The organism is Arthrobacter sp. TmtSoilC51, assembly GCF_055388015.1.
Genome location: NZ_AP035877.1, coordinates 1727540 through 1742412 on the forward strand (window position 1 = coordinate 1727540; position 14873 = coordinate 1742412).

Annotated in this window: 14 protein-coding genes; 6 read left to right on the plus strand and 8 right to left on the minus strand. The window is 61.8% G+C overall.

Features of this window, described 5'->3' with window-relative positions:
• Positions 1–152: 152 nt before the first annotated feature.
• Entirely contained in the window at positions 153–530 is a 378-nt protein-coding gene (locus ACZ5G6_RS07865; RefSeq protein WP_223936505.1) for a DUF485 domain-containing protein, read from the plus strand.
• A complete protein-coding gene (locus tag ACZ5G6_RS07870) occupies positions 527–2158 on the plus strand; it encodes a monocarboxylic acid transporter (RefSeq protein ID WP_498690600.1) in 1632 nt (543 codons plus the stop codon). Before ACZ5G6_RS07865 ends, ACZ5G6_RS07870 begins: the two co-directional genes overlap by 4 nt.
• 67 nt (positions 2159–2225) lie before the next feature.
• Here ACZ5G6_RS07870 and ACZ5G6_RS07875 read toward each other — a convergent pair whose 3' ends face one another.
• The 5 genes from ACZ5G6_RS07875 to ACZ5G6_RS07895 form a co-directional block, all read right to left on the minus strand.
• On the minus strand, positions 2226–3245 hold the full coding sequence (locus ACZ5G6_RS07875; protein WP_498690602.1) for a PHP domain-containing protein: 1020 nt from the start codon (positions 3243–3245) through the stop codon (positions 2226–2228).
• Positions 3246–3321: 76 nt separating this feature from the next.
• Positions 3322–3912, minus strand: a complete 591-nt coding sequence (locus ACZ5G6_RS07880) for a hypothetical protein (protein ID WP_498690604.1) — start codon at positions 3910–3912, stop codon at positions 3322–3324.
• 31 nt (positions 3913–3943) lie between these two features.
• Positions 3944–4351: a DUF4383 domain-containing protein gene (locus ACZ5G6_RS07885; RefSeq protein WP_223936509.1), complete on the minus strand. Its 408-nt coding sequence runs from the start codon at positions 4349–4351 to the stop codon at positions 3944–3946.
• Positions 4352–4482: 131 nt separating this feature from the next.
• Positions 4483–5256 (minus strand): hypothetical protein, encoded by a 774-nt coding sequence (locus tag ACZ5G6_RS07890; RefSeq protein ID WP_498690606.1) that lies wholly within the window; start codon positions 5254–5256, stop codon positions 4483–4485.
• 73 nt (positions 5257–5329) lie between these two features.
• Positions 5330–5800 (minus strand): Lrp/AsnC family transcriptional regulator, encoded by a 471-nt coding sequence (locus ACZ5G6_RS07895; RefSeq protein ID WP_223937518.1) that lies wholly within the window; start codon positions 5798–5800, stop codon positions 5330–5332.
• Positions 5801–5994: 194 nt separating this feature from the next.
• Here ACZ5G6_RS07895 and pdhA point away from each other — a divergent pair, with 194 nt between their 5' ends.
• The 3 genes from pdhA to ACZ5G6_RS07910 are packed head-to-tail and all read left to right on the plus strand — an operon-like array spanning position 5995 to position 9580.
• Positions 5995–7164 carry a pyruvate dehydrogenase (acetyl-transferring) E1 component subunit alpha gene (gene pdhA / locus ACZ5G6_RS07900; RefSeq protein WP_223936511.1) on the plus strand — a complete coding sequence of 390 codons (1170 nt, stop codon included), beginning with the start codon at positions 5995–5997 and terminating at the stop codon, positions 7162–7164.
• Positions 7164–8174 (plus strand): alpha-ketoacid dehydrogenase subunit beta, encoded by a 1011-nt coding sequence (locus ACZ5G6_RS07905; RefSeq protein ID WP_498690609.1) that lies wholly within the window; start codon positions 7164–7166, stop codon positions 8172–8174. Before pdhA ends, ACZ5G6_RS07905 begins: the two co-directional genes overlap by 1 nt.
• Positions 8171–9580 carry a dihydrolipoamide acetyltransferase family protein gene (locus tag ACZ5G6_RS07910; RefSeq protein WP_498690611.1) on the plus strand — a complete coding sequence of 470 codons (1410 nt, stop codon included), beginning with the start codon at positions 8171–8173 and terminating at the stop codon, positions 9578–9580. The genes ACZ5G6_RS07905 and ACZ5G6_RS07910 overlap by 4 nt, the downstream gene beginning before the upstream one ends.
• Positions 9581–9679: 99 nt before the next feature.
• Here the strand turns inward: ACZ5G6_RS07910 and ACZ5G6_RS07915 are convergent, their stop codons facing one another.
• The gene (locus tag ACZ5G6_RS07915) at positions 9680–10552 is read right to left on the minus strand and encodes an NAD-dependent epimerase/dehydratase family protein (protein ID WP_498690613.1); all 873 of its coding nucleotides are present in this window, start codon (positions 10550–10552) and stop codon (positions 9680–9682) included.
• Between the two features lie 274 nt (positions 10553–10826).
• Positions 10827–12656: an HNH endonuclease signature motif containing protein gene (locus ACZ5G6_RS07920; protein WP_498690615.1), complete on the minus strand. Its 1830-nt coding sequence runs from the start codon at positions 12654–12656 to the stop codon at positions 10827–10829.
• A 265-nt stretch (positions 12657–12921) separates the two neighbouring features.
• Between ACZ5G6_RS07920 and ACZ5G6_RS07925 the strand changes: the two genes are divergently transcribed.
• Positions 12922–14130, plus strand: coding sequence for an IS110 family RNA-guided transposase (locus ACZ5G6_RS07925; protein WP_498685934.1), 1209 nt, complete (start codon positions 12922–12924; stop codon positions 14128–14130).
• Between the two features lie 70 nt (positions 14131–14200).
• Here the strand turns inward: ACZ5G6_RS07925 and ACZ5G6_RS07930 are convergent, their stop codons facing one another.
• Positions 14201–14833 (minus strand): SACE_7040 family transcriptional regulator, encoded by a 633-nt coding sequence (locus tag ACZ5G6_RS07930; protein WP_498690617.1) that lies wholly within the window; start codon positions 14831–14833, stop codon positions 14201–14203.
• Between the last annotated feature and the right edge of the window lie 40 nt (positions 14834–14873).

Sequence of the window (14873 nt, forward strand, 5' to 3'; positions counted from 1 at the left end):
CACATCCCACCGTTCGGCGCAGCATCCTGACCGTTGGGCGACGCTGGCCAGTGCTTCTCTGGTACGCGCAGCGTGGCTCGTTCGATAGTGATTGCAGTCACATTGGCAGCGCGTGTCGAGCTGATGTGGACACATCACAATCAGGAGGAACCATGGGTAATGAAGCCCAACCCCAGGACGCAACTGCGTCCGTGGACTTCCAGGAAGTCCAGCAAACGGAACGGTTCAAGACGCTGCGCAAGCGGCACCGCAGTTTTGTCTTCCCGATGGCAGTGGCGTTCCTGCTCTGGTATTTCGCCTACGTTCTCTTGGCCGACTACGCCGTCGGCTTCATGTCCATCAAAGTTTGGGGCAACATCAACGTCGGCCTGATCCTCGGGTTGCTCCAATTTGTCACCACCTTCGGCATCACGGCCTGGTACGTGAGCTACTCCAACAGGAAGCTGGACCCCATCGCGGCCGGCATCCGCAATGAGATCGAGGGTCATCGGTTTGACAAGGACGGCAACGTAATCGAGGCAGGCAAATGAACATCAACCACATCGGCACCGTTGTCCCCGCAGTCAACGTCGGAGCACTGAAAGATACAACGCTCCTAAATATGGGCATTTTCGCCCTCTTTGTAGCTGTCACCATGGTGATCGTCTTCCGCGCCAGCAGGAACAACAAGACCGCGGCAGACTACTATGCCGCCGGCCGCTCGTTCACTGGTTCACAGAACGGTACAGCGATTGCGGGTGACTACCTTTCCGCGGCGTCGTTCCTCGGCATCACCGGCGCCATTGCCATCAACGGATATGACGGCTTCCTCTACTCGATCGGCTTCCTGGTCGCGTGGTTGGTGGCATTGCTCCTGGTGGCCGAACTCCTGCGCAACACCGGCAAGTTCACTATGGCCGATGTCCTGTCTTTCCGGCTTCGCCAGCGCCCGGTCCGCATCGCGGCCGCCCTCTCCACCCTCGCAGTGTGCTTCTTTTACCTCCTCGCGCAGATGGCGGGAGCGGGCAGCTTGATTTCGCTCCTATTGGGAATCAGCGACTGGGGCGGACAAGCTTTGGTGATTATCGTCGTCGGCGCCTTGATGATCATGTACGTACTCATTGGAGGCATGAAGGGCACCACATGGGTGCAGATCATCAAAGCCATCCTGCTGATCGCAGGAGCTGCAGTCATGACTGCCTGGGTACTGGCGATCTACGGTTTCAACCTGTCCAACCTGCTCGGCTCCGCCGCCGAGGCCGCCAACAACCCAGCTGTTCTCAACCCGGGCCTCCAGTACGGCAAGACGGAAACGTCCAAGCTTGATTTCATGTCCCTCGGCCTGGCGTTGGTCCTCGGCACCGCTGCCCTCCCGCACGTCCTGATGCGTTTCTATACGGTCCCCACGGCCAAGGAAGCACGCAAGTCCGTGGTCTGGTCGATCTGGCTGATCGGTTTGTTCTACCTCTTCACCCTGGTACTGGGCTACGGTGCGGCAGCTTTGGTCGGAGCAGAAACCATTAAGTCGGCCCCTGGCGGCGTCAACTCTGCCGCACCCCTGCTGGCCTTCCACCTTGGCGGGCCGCTATTGCTCGGCTTCATTTCGGCAGTCGCATTCGCCACCATCCTTGCCGTGGTGGCTGGACTGACCATCACCGCTGCAGCATCCTTTGCCCATGACATCTACGCCAACGTCATCTCAAAGGGCAAAGCCGATGCCACCACAGAGGTCAAGGTAGCCCGGCGAACCGTGGTGGTGATCGGCATCCTGGCCATCCTGGGCGGCATCTTCGCCAACGGACAGAACGTCGCCTTCCTCGTGGCACTTGCCTTCGCGGTCGCAGCATCGGCCAACCTGCCAACCATCGTGTACTCCTTGTTCTGGCGGAAATTCACCACGCAGGGCGCGGTGTGGAGCATGTACGGTGGCCTGGCCTCGGCCATCCTGCTCATCACCTTCTCACCCGTGGTTTCAGGCGCAAAGACGTCCATGATCCAGGGAGCCAACTTCGCGTTCTTCCCGCTGAGCAACCCGGGCATCGTGTCCATCCCGCTTGCCTTCTTCCTGGGCTGGCTGGGAACCGTCCTGGACAAGCGCCGTGAGGATCCCGCCAAGCAAGCTGAGATGGAAGTGCGCTCGCTGACAGGCATCGGCGCAGAGAAAGCGGTGGACCACTAAGCTTCAACCAAAAACGGGGGCTCCTTCTGCCAAGTGGCAGGGGGAGCCACCGCCATGCCGCATCGAATTACTTCTTGAGGCTGAGCCATTCCTTCAACTGTTCCAAGGGCCAGGTGGTGACGATCCGTTCCTTCGGCACCCCAAGTGCCTCGGCGCGCTCGGCGCCGTATTGGAGGAAATCCAGTTGGCCGGGGGCATGGGCATCGCTGTCGATGCTGAACAGGCAGCCGGCGTCAAGCGCCATCTTGATCAGCGTGTCCGGAGGGTCCTGCCGCTCCGGCCGCGAATTGATTTCGACGGCGACGCCCCACTCGGCGCATTCGGTGAAGACCTTGGCGGCGTCGAATTCGGACTCGGGCCGGGTGCCGCGCGATCCTTGGACCAAGCGGCCAGTGCAGTGGCCCAGCACGTTGGTGTGCGGATCACTGATACCGCCCAACATCCGCTTGGTCATGGTCTGCTTATCCGAGCGCAGCTTCGAATGGACGCTGGCCACCACGACGTCCAGCCGGTCCAGCATCTCCGGGGACTGGTCCAGGGTCCCGTCCTCCAGGATGTCCACTTCGATTCCTTTGAGTAACCGGAAGCCGTCCTGGTTGGCATTAATCCCTTCCACGACGCCGAGTTGTTTTTCAAGCCGTTCTACGCTGAGGCCGTTGGCGATGGTCAGGTTGGGGGAGTGGTCCGTGAGGGCAAGGTATTCCCGGCCGAGGGTCTTGGCAGCGGCCACCATGGTTTCAATGGGCGAGCCGCCGTCGGACCAGTTGCTATGGCTGTGGAGGTCGCCGCGCAACGCTGCCTTGAGCGTATGGCCGCCGGATGCCAAGGATTCGGTGCCGCGCTCGCGAAGGTCGGCCAGATAATCGGGCACCCTGTCTTCCATTGCCTGGGTAATGACTTCCGCGCTTCGATCCCCAACACCTTTCAGGCTGGTGACTCTTCCATTTCGGATGAGCCTGGCCAGCTCTTCGGACGGAAGCTTCCGAACGGCGTCGGCTGCTTTCCTGAAGGCCTGGACCTTGAAAGACGGGGCTTGGCCGCGTTCCAACCAAAAGGAGATTTCTTCGAGCGCCTCAACGGGATCCATGGCTCCATGATCCACGAACCGGGCGCACCACCAACAGTGGGCAATGCCGATGATGCGCCGGTCCGGGCCATTGCACCTAGTGGTGGCCGCTTGGAACCAGTCCCGGGTGTTTTCCTTCAGAGGGGGCCTGGCCGTGTTCCCCGTGGGGTACGGCGTGCTGGCCTGCCATCGATGCGGCCAATCCCGGCGTGGCCACTGAAGCAACAACGACGGCGGCCCCGAACGCGGCTGCCAGAAGCCGCCCGGTCCTTGGCAGGCCGTGGGCGCCGCCGTCGTTGGTCTTTGCCTGCCGACCCAGCCAGCCGCCCCCGGCAAGTGCCATGAGGGACAGGCCCAAGGCGGCAAGATGGCTCACATCAAGCGAGCCCTCAGTGGACGCCAAACGCCATGTGAGGACGCCGATATGTGCCGCGGCTGCCATCGCCAGTCCGGGAAACGCAAGCCGGGTGAAGACAAGGGAGTTCCGGTGGAGCCCCCACAACGACCAAGCCAGTAAGGCTAGTCCAGCTGCGAGGGCCACCACTCCGGCAACCACCAATCCAGATGCAGCAGCTCCTGAAAGGTAGCCTGCCGCAAGGGACAGATCCACCAACCCGCCAGCCATGGCGGCGAAGTAGACGAACAACAGCACGGCTGAGTTCAGCGTGGGGTGGTGTTTGGCTTCCATGCGGCTCTCCTTGGACTCGCTGGTTCCGCGATCAGGCGCGGGCGGAGGCGACCACTGCCTTGTCCTGGGACAGGGCAACTCCCAGCAGCACAACAGCGCTGGCAAGGTGCAGCACGTTGTCCGCGCCGTTCAAGGCGATGATGTTCAGCGAAGTGCCCACGAGGAACAGCCCGAGGATACCCACCAGCAGGTAGACGCCGCCGACCGCGGTGTTCACGGATTTGGACAGCGTGACGCTGTTCATGCCCGCATAAAGCAGGGCCGCCCCGATGGCAAGGTGAATGACGTTGTGCAAGGGGTTCACCGCGAAGATGATCAGGTTGGCACCTTCAGTGGCGAAGAACCCGGTTCCCGAGGTAACGAAGAATCCGAGCACGCCTACCAAGAGGTATACGGCTCCGAAGATGGTGGCGATCAAGCGATTGGGCGAAGTACGCATTGGTCCGAACCTTCCGGTGATGGCCGGGACTTTCCCGGCCGTCCTGTGGAACCCCGGGCGGGGCTCTCAAGCAGTGATTCGGACCATGCGCTGGTGTGGATGGGTGGAACCTGAAGATTTTTTTGGAGCCGTTACGGACGCAGGCGGATGCTGCTCATTTTGAGGTCGTTTGTGCCCTCGAAAACGTACTTGAGATCGATGCTCTTGCCACTGCATTGCAAGGTTCCCGCGATGTCCGCTTTGTTATTGCCGTTATCCGAGTTGACGCTGACGGAGTTGTAATTGGGCTTGCAGGAATCATCAAGTTCCAGGCTGGCAATACCGTCGATAAAGGACTGCTTATCCAGTTCGTCCTTCAAGGCTGGGTGCAGGTAGTTGTCGTAGGCCTGTTCTGTTTGCCCTGAGACCACCAGGCTGGTGAACTCGTCAGCCAAGGACCTCGCCTTTGATGTCGCGCTGCCCACCACGTTCACCAGCACCAGGATGCCAACCACAGCCAGGACGATCACTCCTGCCACGATGCCAAGGACGATCCAGAGCACCTTCTTGCTCTTGGCCGGCGGCGGGAACTGTTGGCCGTAAGGGCTTTGGGCATAAGGGTTTTGCGTAGGTGGGTACTGGCCGGACGGGTACTGGCCGGGCGGGTATTGGCCTTGAGAACCAGGGGACGACGGCGGCTGTTGCCACTGAGGGGGCGTCGAATTCTGTGGGGGGTACCCGGGTCCGGGTGGGACGGGTGGCGGGTTCTGGCCGTATTGATTTTCGCTGTGTTGGCTGCCGTCTCGACCATTGGGTTCTTGCGGGTTGCTCACTGTAGTGCCCCTTTCGGCAGCCTGCGGCAGCGCCACCACGTAGCCGGGAACCGCTGGCCGGCCCCCGATGCGTCCACCTGCATCAAATCGCATCCGCGGTTCCACAGGCAAGAGGGTTCCACAGGCAAGAGCACCAAGGGTAATAACCGAAGGAGAAAAAGATGGCTCAGGCTTCGGAGCGCCGCCCCAGCAGGGGTTGTACCCGGTAGGGAATCATTTCCCGCATGGCCAAGGCAGTATCGGTGCGGTCAACGCCGTCGCAGGCAAGAATCTTGCCGTTGATCCGGTAGAGGTCTTCTGCGTCCAGCGCAACCACGCGCAACAGCAAGTCGGCTGATCCGGTCAGACCGAAACCTTCAAGTATCTCCGGGATGTCCGCAAGATCCTTCGCGAGCGAGGCGAGTTTCTGTTGCTGGACGTGCACGGTGATGAACGCCGTGAGCGGGTAGCCGAGGGCTACCGGGTTGATGCGCCGCTCAAAGGAGAGGAAAGCGTGCTTCTTCTCAAGTTGGGCCATGCGAGCCTGCACCGTATTGCGGGATAGGCCCAGTTTCTGGGCGAGGGCCACAACTGTCCCCCTGGGATCCTTTGCCATCGCTGAAAGAAGCCGGGTGTCGGTGCCATCCAAAGGTTGCATAATGCGCAAGATTAGCACGGCCTGACGCATCTCAATATGGCAGAATGCTCAAGATTTTGGAGGGTAGTTGTACCCGATGCGTCTTGTGAGTAGGGTCACAATTAACCCGGGCGAAGGAGCCAGGGGGTCGGTCTGCGGCTGGATCACAAGTCCAGCAGGGCCGGCAAAACCGAGCCGGAAGGTTGCGATCACCTGTGTTGACGGATAAGGCGGGCAAGGGAGTGCAAAATGACGCTCCGCGCCCCGGACAAAGTGCACAAAATCCTTTGCGGACGGGGGGCAACCTCCTCCAGTTGGTGTCGCCGGAAGGCGAGCGGATCAGCCACCCGGAATTTGATCTCTGGATCAAGGACATCGGCGATGAGCAGTTGGGCTCCTTGTTTGAGGACATGACTGTCATCCGCCGCATCGACACAGAAGCCACGGCCCTCCAGCGGCAGGGTGAACTGGCCTTGTGGCCGCCGCTGCTGGGACAGGAAGCAGCCCAGATTGGCTCAAGCCGCTCCTTGCGCGACGACGACTTTGTCTTCCCCAGCTACCGTGAGAGCGGCGTGGCCTACATCCGCGGCGCCCATGTCTCGGAGATCGCCCAAGTGTGGCGTGGAAACGCCCTCTACGCTTGGGATCCTCAGCGAATCAACATGGCGACACCCCAAATCATTATCGGTTCCCAGAGCCTCCATGCCACGGGGTACGCCATGGGCGTCCAACTGGACGGTGCCAGCACGGCAGTGCTTGCCTACTTCGGAGACGGCGCCACAAGCGAGGGCGACGTGAGCGAGGCCATGGTGTTCGCCGCCAGCTTCCAGGCACCCGTAGTGTTTTTCTGCCAGAACAATCATTGGGCCATTTCTGAACCCGTGCGGGTGCAGTCCCACGTTCAATTGGCGGACAGGCCAACGGGGTTCGGTATCCCCAGCCTGCGTGTTGACGGCAATGATGTCCTCGCAGTCATGGCCGCTACGCGTTGGGCTTTGGACCGGGCCCGCAGCGGCGGCGGGCCAACGTTTATCGAAGCGGTCACCTATCGCATGGGCCCTCACACTACTGCCGATGATCCCACCCGTTACCGGGACCCGAATGAGCTGGAGGACTGGGCTGCCAAGGATCCTATTCTCCGGCTACGGAGGCTCCTGGACGTCAAGGGCCTGCTCACGGAAGACCTGGAAGGCAGGGTTAAAGCCAAGGCTGACGCTGTTGCGGCCGAACTCCGGAACAGTTGCGTCAACATGCCCGATCCGCAGCCGTTGGACGTCTTCAACCACGTGTACAGCACACCGAATTCCTGGATTGAACGCCAGAAGGATCACTATTCGCGTTACCTGAACAGCTTCAACCAGCCTGTCGAGGAAGGTGCACTCTGATGTCCAAGCTCACGTTTGCCCGGGCCATCAACGCAGGCCTCCGCAAGTCACTGGAAAACGATCCCAAAGTCGTCCTCATCGGCGAGGACATTGGTTCGCTCGGTGGCGTCTTCCGTGTCACCGACGGACTCCAAAAAGACTTTGGGAAGCACCGGGTGATCGATTCGCCCCTGGCCGAGTCCGGCATCATCGGAACAGCAGTGGGCTTGGCATATCGGGGCTACCGCCCAGTGTGCGAGATCCAGTTCGACGGCTTCATCTATCCGGCTTTCGACCAGATCGTCAGCCAGGTGGCCAAGATGCACTACCGTACGCAGGGGCGGGTCAAGATGCCCATCACCATCCGCGTTCCGTTCGGAGGTGGCATTGGCTCGCCGGAGCACCATTCGGAATCGCCGGAAGCCTACTTCACCCACACGTCGGGCCTTCGGGTAGTTGCGGTGTCCAACCCGCAGGACGCCTACACGATGATCCAGCAGGCCATAGCTTCGGATGATCCTGTGCTCTACTTCGAACCCAAGCGCCGTTACCACGACAAGGGTGACGTCGACGAGTCGGTCGATCTCTCCAACGCCATGCCCTTGGACAAAGCAGCTGTGGTCAATGCCGGATCGGACGTCACGCTTGTGGCGTACGGTCCTCTCGTCAAGACCGCAAAGGATGCGGCACAGGCTGCGGCCGATGAAGGAATCTCGGTGGAAGTGATTGATCTCCGTTCACTGGCTCCCGTTGATTACCCGGTGGTGGAAGCATCTGTGCGAAAGACGGGCCGCCTGGTCATCACGCACGAGGCCGGTCAATCCGGTGGCCTCGGGGCGGAGATTGCCGCCAGCATCACTGAGCGCTGCTTCAACTACCTGGAGTCCGCCCCCGTCCGGATTACCGGTTTCGATGTTCCATATCCCTACTCGAAGCTTGAAATGCATCATTTGCCCAACCTGGACAGGATTCTGGATGGCGTAGACCGCACCTTGGGCCGCCCCAACTCCCTGAGTGGACTGGAAGGATGACCGCCACCATGATCAAGGAATTCAGGCTGCCGGACCTTGGCGAAGGCCTTACCGAGTCGGAAATCCTGAGCTGGAAGGTCGCGGTAGGGGACACCGTCACCCTCAATCAGGTTATTGCCGAGGTTGAGACCGCCAAGGCAGTCGTTGAGCTGCCGTCGCCTTTCGCAGGCGTGGTGGCGGCCCTGCACGAGCAGCCGGGGTCCGTGGTGGAGGTCGGTAAACCGATCGTCTCCTTCGAAGTGGACGACGCCGGGGCCTCCAATGGAGGCAACGCCAACGGCGGCGGTAACTCGACCGCCGTCGAGGCTAAGGCTGCTGCGCCCCAACCTGAAACGCCCCAACCTGAAACGCCCCAACCTGAAACGGCTGAGGCTGGGGCTGACGTGACGCCCGCCAAGAGGGAGCCGAACCTGGTAGGTTATGGCGCCGTCGTCGAGGACACCGGGCGCCCGGTCCGCCGCGCCCGCGGCCTGGTACAAGCTGCGGCAACGACAGTGCAGGCAAAGCCCAAACCCGACGATGTCCCTGCCGAGCGTCCGCGTTCCACACCCCCGGTCCGGAAACTGGCCCGCGATCTTGGAATCGACCTGCAGCTGGTTTCCGGCACTGGTCCGGGAGGACTCATCACGCGGGAAGACGTCCAAAACTTCGCTGGTGAAGCGGAAGCCGCAAGCGCAGTACCAGCGCAGCCAGCCGCAACAGGCGATCGTGAAACGCGTACACCCATTAAGGGTGTCCGGAAGTTCACTGCGGCAGCCGTGGTGCAGAGTGCTTTCACCGCCCCGCACGTGACGGAATTCCTGACGATAGATGTCACGGCGACCATGGAATTGCTCGCGCGACTGAAGGCCAGCAAGGCGTTCGAAGGCTACAAGCTCACCCCGCTTACCATTGCGGCCAAAGCGGTCCTGGTCGCTTTGCGGAACAATCCAACGCTGAACTCGCGCTGGGATGAGGCGCGCCAGGAGATCATCCAGTTCAACTACGTCAACCTTGGGATCGCGGCTGCCACGCCGCGTGGCCTTACGGTACCAAACATCAAAGACGCCGAGCGCCTGAACCTGCGGGAACTTGCCACAGCGCTGTCGGAACTCACGGATACCGCACGTGCCGGCAAGACGTCCCCGTCCGACCTCTCGGGCGGCACCATCTCCATTACCAACATCGGCGTGTTTGGGATCGACGCAGGGACGCCTATCCTCAACCCAGGCGAAGCTGCCATTGTCGCCTTGGGCGCTGTGCGGAAGGCGCCGTGGGTAGTGGATGATGAGATCGCGGTACGGCAGGTCATGTCCCTGAGCTTGTCCTTCGACCACCGCTTGGTGGACGGCGAGCAGGGTTCGCGCTTCCTGGCGGACCTTGGCGCTATCCTGGCCGACCCCGCCATGGTGGTGACCATGGTTTAGCTCCGCCCACATGTGAAGCTGCGCCGGCCCACCCCTTTACGAGTGCTTGCAGGAAACTGCGGCTAAGGGGTGGGTCGTCGCGCGTTCAAGCCCACGCGTTCAGTCCTCCGTGGGCGTGGTCCGGTTGGAGTGGTACTCGCGCCAGCTGTGTTCCGGCTCGAAACCAAGGAGGCGGCGGGCTTTGTCGACGGACAGCATCGTTTCGTGCTGGCCCAGGTCTTTGACGACCTCGACGCCGGGAAAGACTTCGGCGGCCAGTTCGGCGCTGCTTCTGCTCATCACGGTGTCGGAAGCGGCGATGATGAAGGCCTCAAAACCGGATGTGCCATTCTCCAGGGCGCGGACAACGGCTTGGGCGCCGTCGCGGGCATCAATATAGCCCCACAGATTCCACTTACGCAGGGTAGCGTCCGAGTCGAAGGACGGGAAGGCGTCGTAGTCCTCGGGGTCCATCACGTTGGAGAACCTGAGCGCGGTGATGCTCAAAGCAGGGTCCCAGCGCGTGAGCTGGATGGCCATCTGCTCCTCGAGGTGCTTCACCAGGGAGTAGGTGCTCTCGGGTCGCGCCGCGTACTCCTCGTCCACGGGGATGTAGGGAGGGTCGATGTCGAAGGGGAGCCCCAGGACCGTCTCGCTGGAGGCATAAACCACCTTCTTGATGCCCGCTCTCCGTGCTGCTTGGAAGATGTTGTAGGTGGAGAGCATGTTGTTTTCAAAAATGGCGGCGTCGGGGGCCAGCCCCGGTGCGGGGATGGCGGCCAAGTGGACGATTGCGTCCAAGCCGTTGTGTTGGTCATCCAAACCGAGGACCACGTCCAGGACCTGCCCGTAATTGCGGAGGTCCACATTCACGTAGCCGCGGCCCCTTTTTCCCGCACGGTCAATGTTGAGCACCTGGTGCCCGTCCTGCGCCAGTCGACGGACCACGCTCCTGCCCAATTTTCCACTTCCGCCGGTTACGGCAATCCTCATGGTGCGCTCCTCGATAGTGGCTGGTACCAACCCTGTTGCTTTATGGATTCAGCATGGGTTCGAGCTTCAGCCTAGGCTTCACTGCCGCCCCGCACAGCCCCTGAAACTGGCCCTGTGAGTCCTAGGAATACTGGAACGGCCCAAGAACATAAGGGTTGCCTGTGAAGGTGGCAGGTCGCAGGCAGGGGAAATCAGGCAACTGGCATCGCATCCGGCACCCTTCCGCATACCGGGGCACCGCCTTGGCCGGAGCCGGCATCGTTGTCGGGCAGGCTTATGTTCCCTGGGGTGTGTGGTGGTGGTTGCGGCGGGGTGTTTGTTTGGGGTCGATGTGGGGTGGGGGGATGAACCAGGGAACCCCTGTTGTGATGTCGATGCGCCAGTTTTCTTTGTGGATGAGGTGGTGGTGGCTGCAGAGCGGGGTGCCGTTGTCGGTGGAGGTGGTGCCGCCGTGGGCCCAGTAGGTGATGTGGTGGGCTTCGCACCAGGGTGCTGGCATGGTGCAGTCGGGGAAGGCGCAGCCTTGGTCCCGGGCGGTGATGGCTTTGCGGATGTGGGGTGGGAAGATCCGGGTGGTGCGGCCGATGTCCAGGACCCGGGATTCGCTGCCGAGCAGGACCGGGATGATGTCGGCGTCGCAGGCGATCTTGCGGATGGTGTTCGGGTGCACCGGACCCAGGAACGTTGCTGTGCCTGTGCTGAGTCGTTGGTGGTTGTTGAGTCGTTGGTGGTCGTTGAGTCGTTCGAAGAGGTCGCGTTCGTCGATGGTGACGGTGAGTTGGGGTCGGAGTCCGCCGTTGGAGGGCAGTTTCCCGGTGGTCATCGCGAGGGCACAGGCTCCGATGAGGCCGTTGAGGAGTTTCTGGGCCCGGGTGCGACGGTCCAGATCCGGTCCGCCTGAGCCGTGTTCTGGTCCGGGGTGGAGTGCCGTTCCGGTGCCATCGTCTCGGCTGGTGCTGCCGTCAGGTGCCGTGCCGGGCTCGCCGTAGTGGCCGGAGAGTCGTGGGTTGGTGGCGGTGTTCATGGCGGTGGCCAGGGTTTCGTATTGTTCTGCGGTGGCGAAGATTTCGATGTGGTGGAGCCCGTGGCGGCGTCGGCGGCGGAGGAACGCGCCTTGGAGTTGGCGGAGGAGTTCTTCGGATGGTTCGGGACCGTCTTGGTCGATCGAATCGACCCAGCGTTTGGCCATTTTGGTGACGAAGTCCGGATCGGATTCAATGGCCGTGGCGCTGAGGGCGTGTTCCATCCGGGTGATGGTGTCGTCATCGGTGAGCTGCCGGACTTTTTCCAGTGCGGTGCTGATGATCGTCGCGGAGCGGGAAGGCACCAGGGCTGAGGAGAGGGCTTCGGCCAGCACTTCGCGCCGTGCCGGGATCTCCTGCCCGGCCATTCCGGCCTGCGGAAGGACGTCGGGTGCGAGGGCGAGCCTGCGCCGGGCTTCCCCGATGCTGATCCGCAACCTGGCCCGAAGGAACTCAGCAGCATTCCGGTACCCGTCATCCAGGACGCTGTCCGTTCCCGCGACCGTCGCACCCGTGGCCGGTTCAGTCCAACCGGTCCGCCACTCCGGCGGGCCAGCCGGCGCCCCCGGCGACGCATGCTGTGCTTCCTTCCGGGTCCTTCCCACTGCCTGCGCCGCGACAACCTGCAAGTACTCCAACGACCGGGAGATCTCCTCGATCCTGCCGGCAAAGTCAGCGGCCTCAATAAACCCAAACAGCCGCGCCGCATCGGCCGCTGCGGACAACCGCAACGGGTCCAGAAGAGCCGCGCCGTCCTCAAAAAGAGCTGCCAGGTCCCGTCCGGTGTCCGTGGCTCTGGCGCCTGTTGACCCGCTACCCGTGGCTATGGCGCCCGCGGGCCCTGAAGCCGGGGCGAAACTGGCCTTGCCGTTGAGCAGCGCAGCGTCGTTGCCCAGCCCGGCTCTGTTGCCCAGCCCGCCTTGGAAATGGCCGATCGCGGTGATGGACGCCGTCGAATCCTTGAACCCGGCCTTGACCAGGTCCGGCATGCTCAAAAAGCGCTGTGACCGGGCCGCGGTCAGGGCAGCGACAACAGGGGACGGTTCCGTCCGAAGTGCTGTCAGCTGCTCCATATCTTCCATGATCAAAATCATTTCATCGGGGTCCGACAGTAATGATGGAATTGGCTTGTGTTGCGGTGTGACTCTGCCTCCGACTGACGCCCTTGTGGTTTGTCTTCAAAATGATCTGTCCGCCGTGACGCAGGCTGTAATAAGCGCGGCGGCCAGGTGGACATGACCTCATAGGAGCCTGCTCAAAGAATCCCATTACTGTCTTGTCTGACCACCCGGCCGGCGTGCCCTTCATGTTCCATTGCACGCAACAGAAGGTCAGGGCAGTTTCATCATGGCAAAACAACATCCGAAAGTCATCGCTGGGATCGACACGCATGCCGATACCCACCACGTCGCCGTCATCAGTGAAACAGGGCGGCATCTAGGGGACAAGGAGTTCCTTGCCGTCGGTTCCGGCTACCGGCAGATCGTGGAGTTCATCACCGGATTTGGCCCGGTCTCGTCCATCGGCGTGGAGGGCACAGGCAGTTACGGAGCGGAGCTCGCACGCGTCCTGAGTCGGGAGCACTTCTGGGTCCTGGAAGTGATGCGTCCAAACCGGCAAGAACGCCGGCTACGGGGCAAGTCTGATCCGTTGGATGCCTATCAGGCTGCGGAAGCTGCACTTGCCGGCAGCAGGGTTGCGACGCCAAAAGCCAGGGACGGGGCTGTGGAATCACTACGTGTTCTGCGCGCTGAACGAAACTCTGCCATGCGGGCAAGGGTCGCGGTCATGGCTCAGATCAAGAGCATCCTGGTCTCTGCTCCTGAGCCCATCCGGGCGAAGTACCGCGGCTTAAGCCGCGTTGCAATGATGAGCGCACTGGAGAAAAGCCGACCGATCGGTGACCCTGCCGAGCCTCCAAACGCCACCGCCATCGTTCTCAAGCGCTTGGCTGTCCGCTACCGGCACCTGAACACGGAAGTGGCCCTGATCGATACTGAACTCGACGCAATCCTCACCATGCACGCCCCTACGCTCAGGGACATTCAGGGTGTTGGCACTGACGTTGCAAGTCAGTTGCTGGTAACCGTAGGCGACAACTCCGAAAGGGTCACCTCGGAGGCAAGGTTCGCAGCCCTGGTCGGCGTTGCCCCCATCCCGGCCGCCTCAGGGAAAACCACCCGGCATCGACTTAGCCGTGGCGGAGACCGGCAAGCCAATAAAGCCATCCATCGCGTAGTGCTCGTACGGATGATGAGTGATAGCCGGACCAAAACCTACGTGGCCAGGCGCCGACAAGAAGGCAAAACCACCAAGGAAATCATGCGCTGCCTCAAACGCTACGTTGCACGGGAAATCTATGACCAGATCATGCACCCCCACCCAGCACCCTTCGCCGGGCAGCTCCGGGCCCTGCGGAAAGCCAAGAACATCACCCTCCAGGCCGCCGCTGATGACCTCCGCGTCTGGCCTACCGCACTATCCCGTCTCGAACGCGGACTCACCCGCGACGACAACTTCCACAAACGCTACGAAAGCTGGCTCAACGACCATTGACAGCAATAGGAGCATCATTTTAAGAGGCACCTGGAAGGCGGCCCCTCAATCTCCCGAAAAGAGTAAACAATCAGGCTGCTGTCAGGGCAGCCAAGGCCATCTGTTCCAGAATGGGCCTGGCAGACTTCGCCGCGATCTTCCGTCCGTGATGGCGAACGGAGTGGGGCGTGGAGTTGATGAGGCCGAAGGCAGCATGTGCCCGGACACGGAGGCCGGCGACATCCGCGCCGGAGTGGATGCGTCCGAGGACGTCCACCCACGTTTCCACGTAGGCGCGCTGCAGGGACCTGACTTCCGCTTGGTCGGTACTGGTGAGGCTCCCGAAGTCCCGGTCCTGGACGCGGATGACGTCCGGGTTGCTCAGGGCAAAGTCCACTTGGAACCGGATCAAGCCTTTCAGGGCGTCCGTGGGATTGTCCGCTTCCGAGACCACCCGGAGGCCGCCGTCGAGCAGATCGCGGCTGACGCTGAGGAGGAGCTCGCCGAGAACAGCTTGCTTGCCGGGGAAGTGCCGGTACACAGCGGGCCCGCTAACCCCTGCCGCCGCCCCAAGGTCCTCAAGCGACACCCGGTTGAAGCCATTCTCTGCAAAGAGTCCCGCTGCCGCTGAAAGCAATGCCACCCTGCGGAGCTCCTTGGCTTGGCCGCGTTGGGTTGCTGCGGCTGGGCTGCGGACAGTGCCTGTTTCCGGGCCTCCGGTCACGTTCTCCTCCTTGATGCAGTCCCACTGTGCTGGACATCAC

Bases quoted from the DNA above. Each gene is read 5' to 3' on its own strand.
- ACZ5G6_RS07865 (WP_223936505.1), top strand. From the start codon at position 153: ATGGGTAATGAAGCCCAACCCCAGGACGCAACTGCGTCCGTGGACTTC.
- ACZ5G6_RS07870 (WP_498690600.1), top strand. From the start codon at position 527: ATGAACATCAACCACATCGGCACCGTTGTCCCCGCAGTCAACGTCGGA.
- ACZ5G6_RS07875 (WP_498690602.1), bottom strand. From the start codon at position 3,245: ATGGATCCCGTTGAGGCGCTCGAAGAAATCTCCTTTTGGTTGGAACGC.
- ACZ5G6_RS07880 (WP_498690604.1), bottom strand. From the start codon at position 3,912: ATGGAAGCCAAACACCACCCCACGCTGAACTCAGCCGTGCTGTTGTTC.
- ACZ5G6_RS07885 (WP_223936509.1), bottom strand. From the start codon at position 4,351: ATGCGTACTTCGCCCAATCGCTTGATCGCCACCATCTTCGGAGCCGTA.
- ACZ5G6_RS07890 (WP_498690606.1), bottom strand. From the start codon at position 5,256: ATGCGATTTGATGCAGGTGGACGCATCGGGGGCCGGCCAGCGGTTCCC.
- ACZ5G6_RS07895 (WP_223937518.1), bottom strand. From the start codon at position 5,800: ATGCAACCTTTGGATGGCACCGACACCCGGCTTCTTTCAGCGATGGCA.
- ACZ5G6_RS07905 (WP_498690609.1), top strand. From the start codon at position 7,164: ATGTCCAAGCTCACGTTTGCCCGGGCCATCAACGCAGGCCTCCGCAAG.
- ACZ5G6_RS07910 (WP_498690611.1), top strand. From the start codon at position 8,171: ATGACCGCCACCATGATCAAGGAATTCAGGCTGCCGGACCTTGGCGAA.
- ACZ5G6_RS07915 (WP_498690613.1), bottom strand. From the start codon at position 10,552: ATGAGGATTGCCGTAACCGGCGGAAGTGGAAAATTGGGCAGGAGCGTG.
- ACZ5G6_RS07920 (WP_498690615.1), bottom strand. From the start codon at position 12,656: ATGGAAGATATGGAGCAGCTGACAGCACTTCGGACGGAACCGTCCCCT.
- ACZ5G6_RS07925 (WP_498685934.1), top strand. From the start codon at position 12,922: ATGGCAAAACAACATCCGAAAGTCATCGCTGGGATCGACACGCATGCC.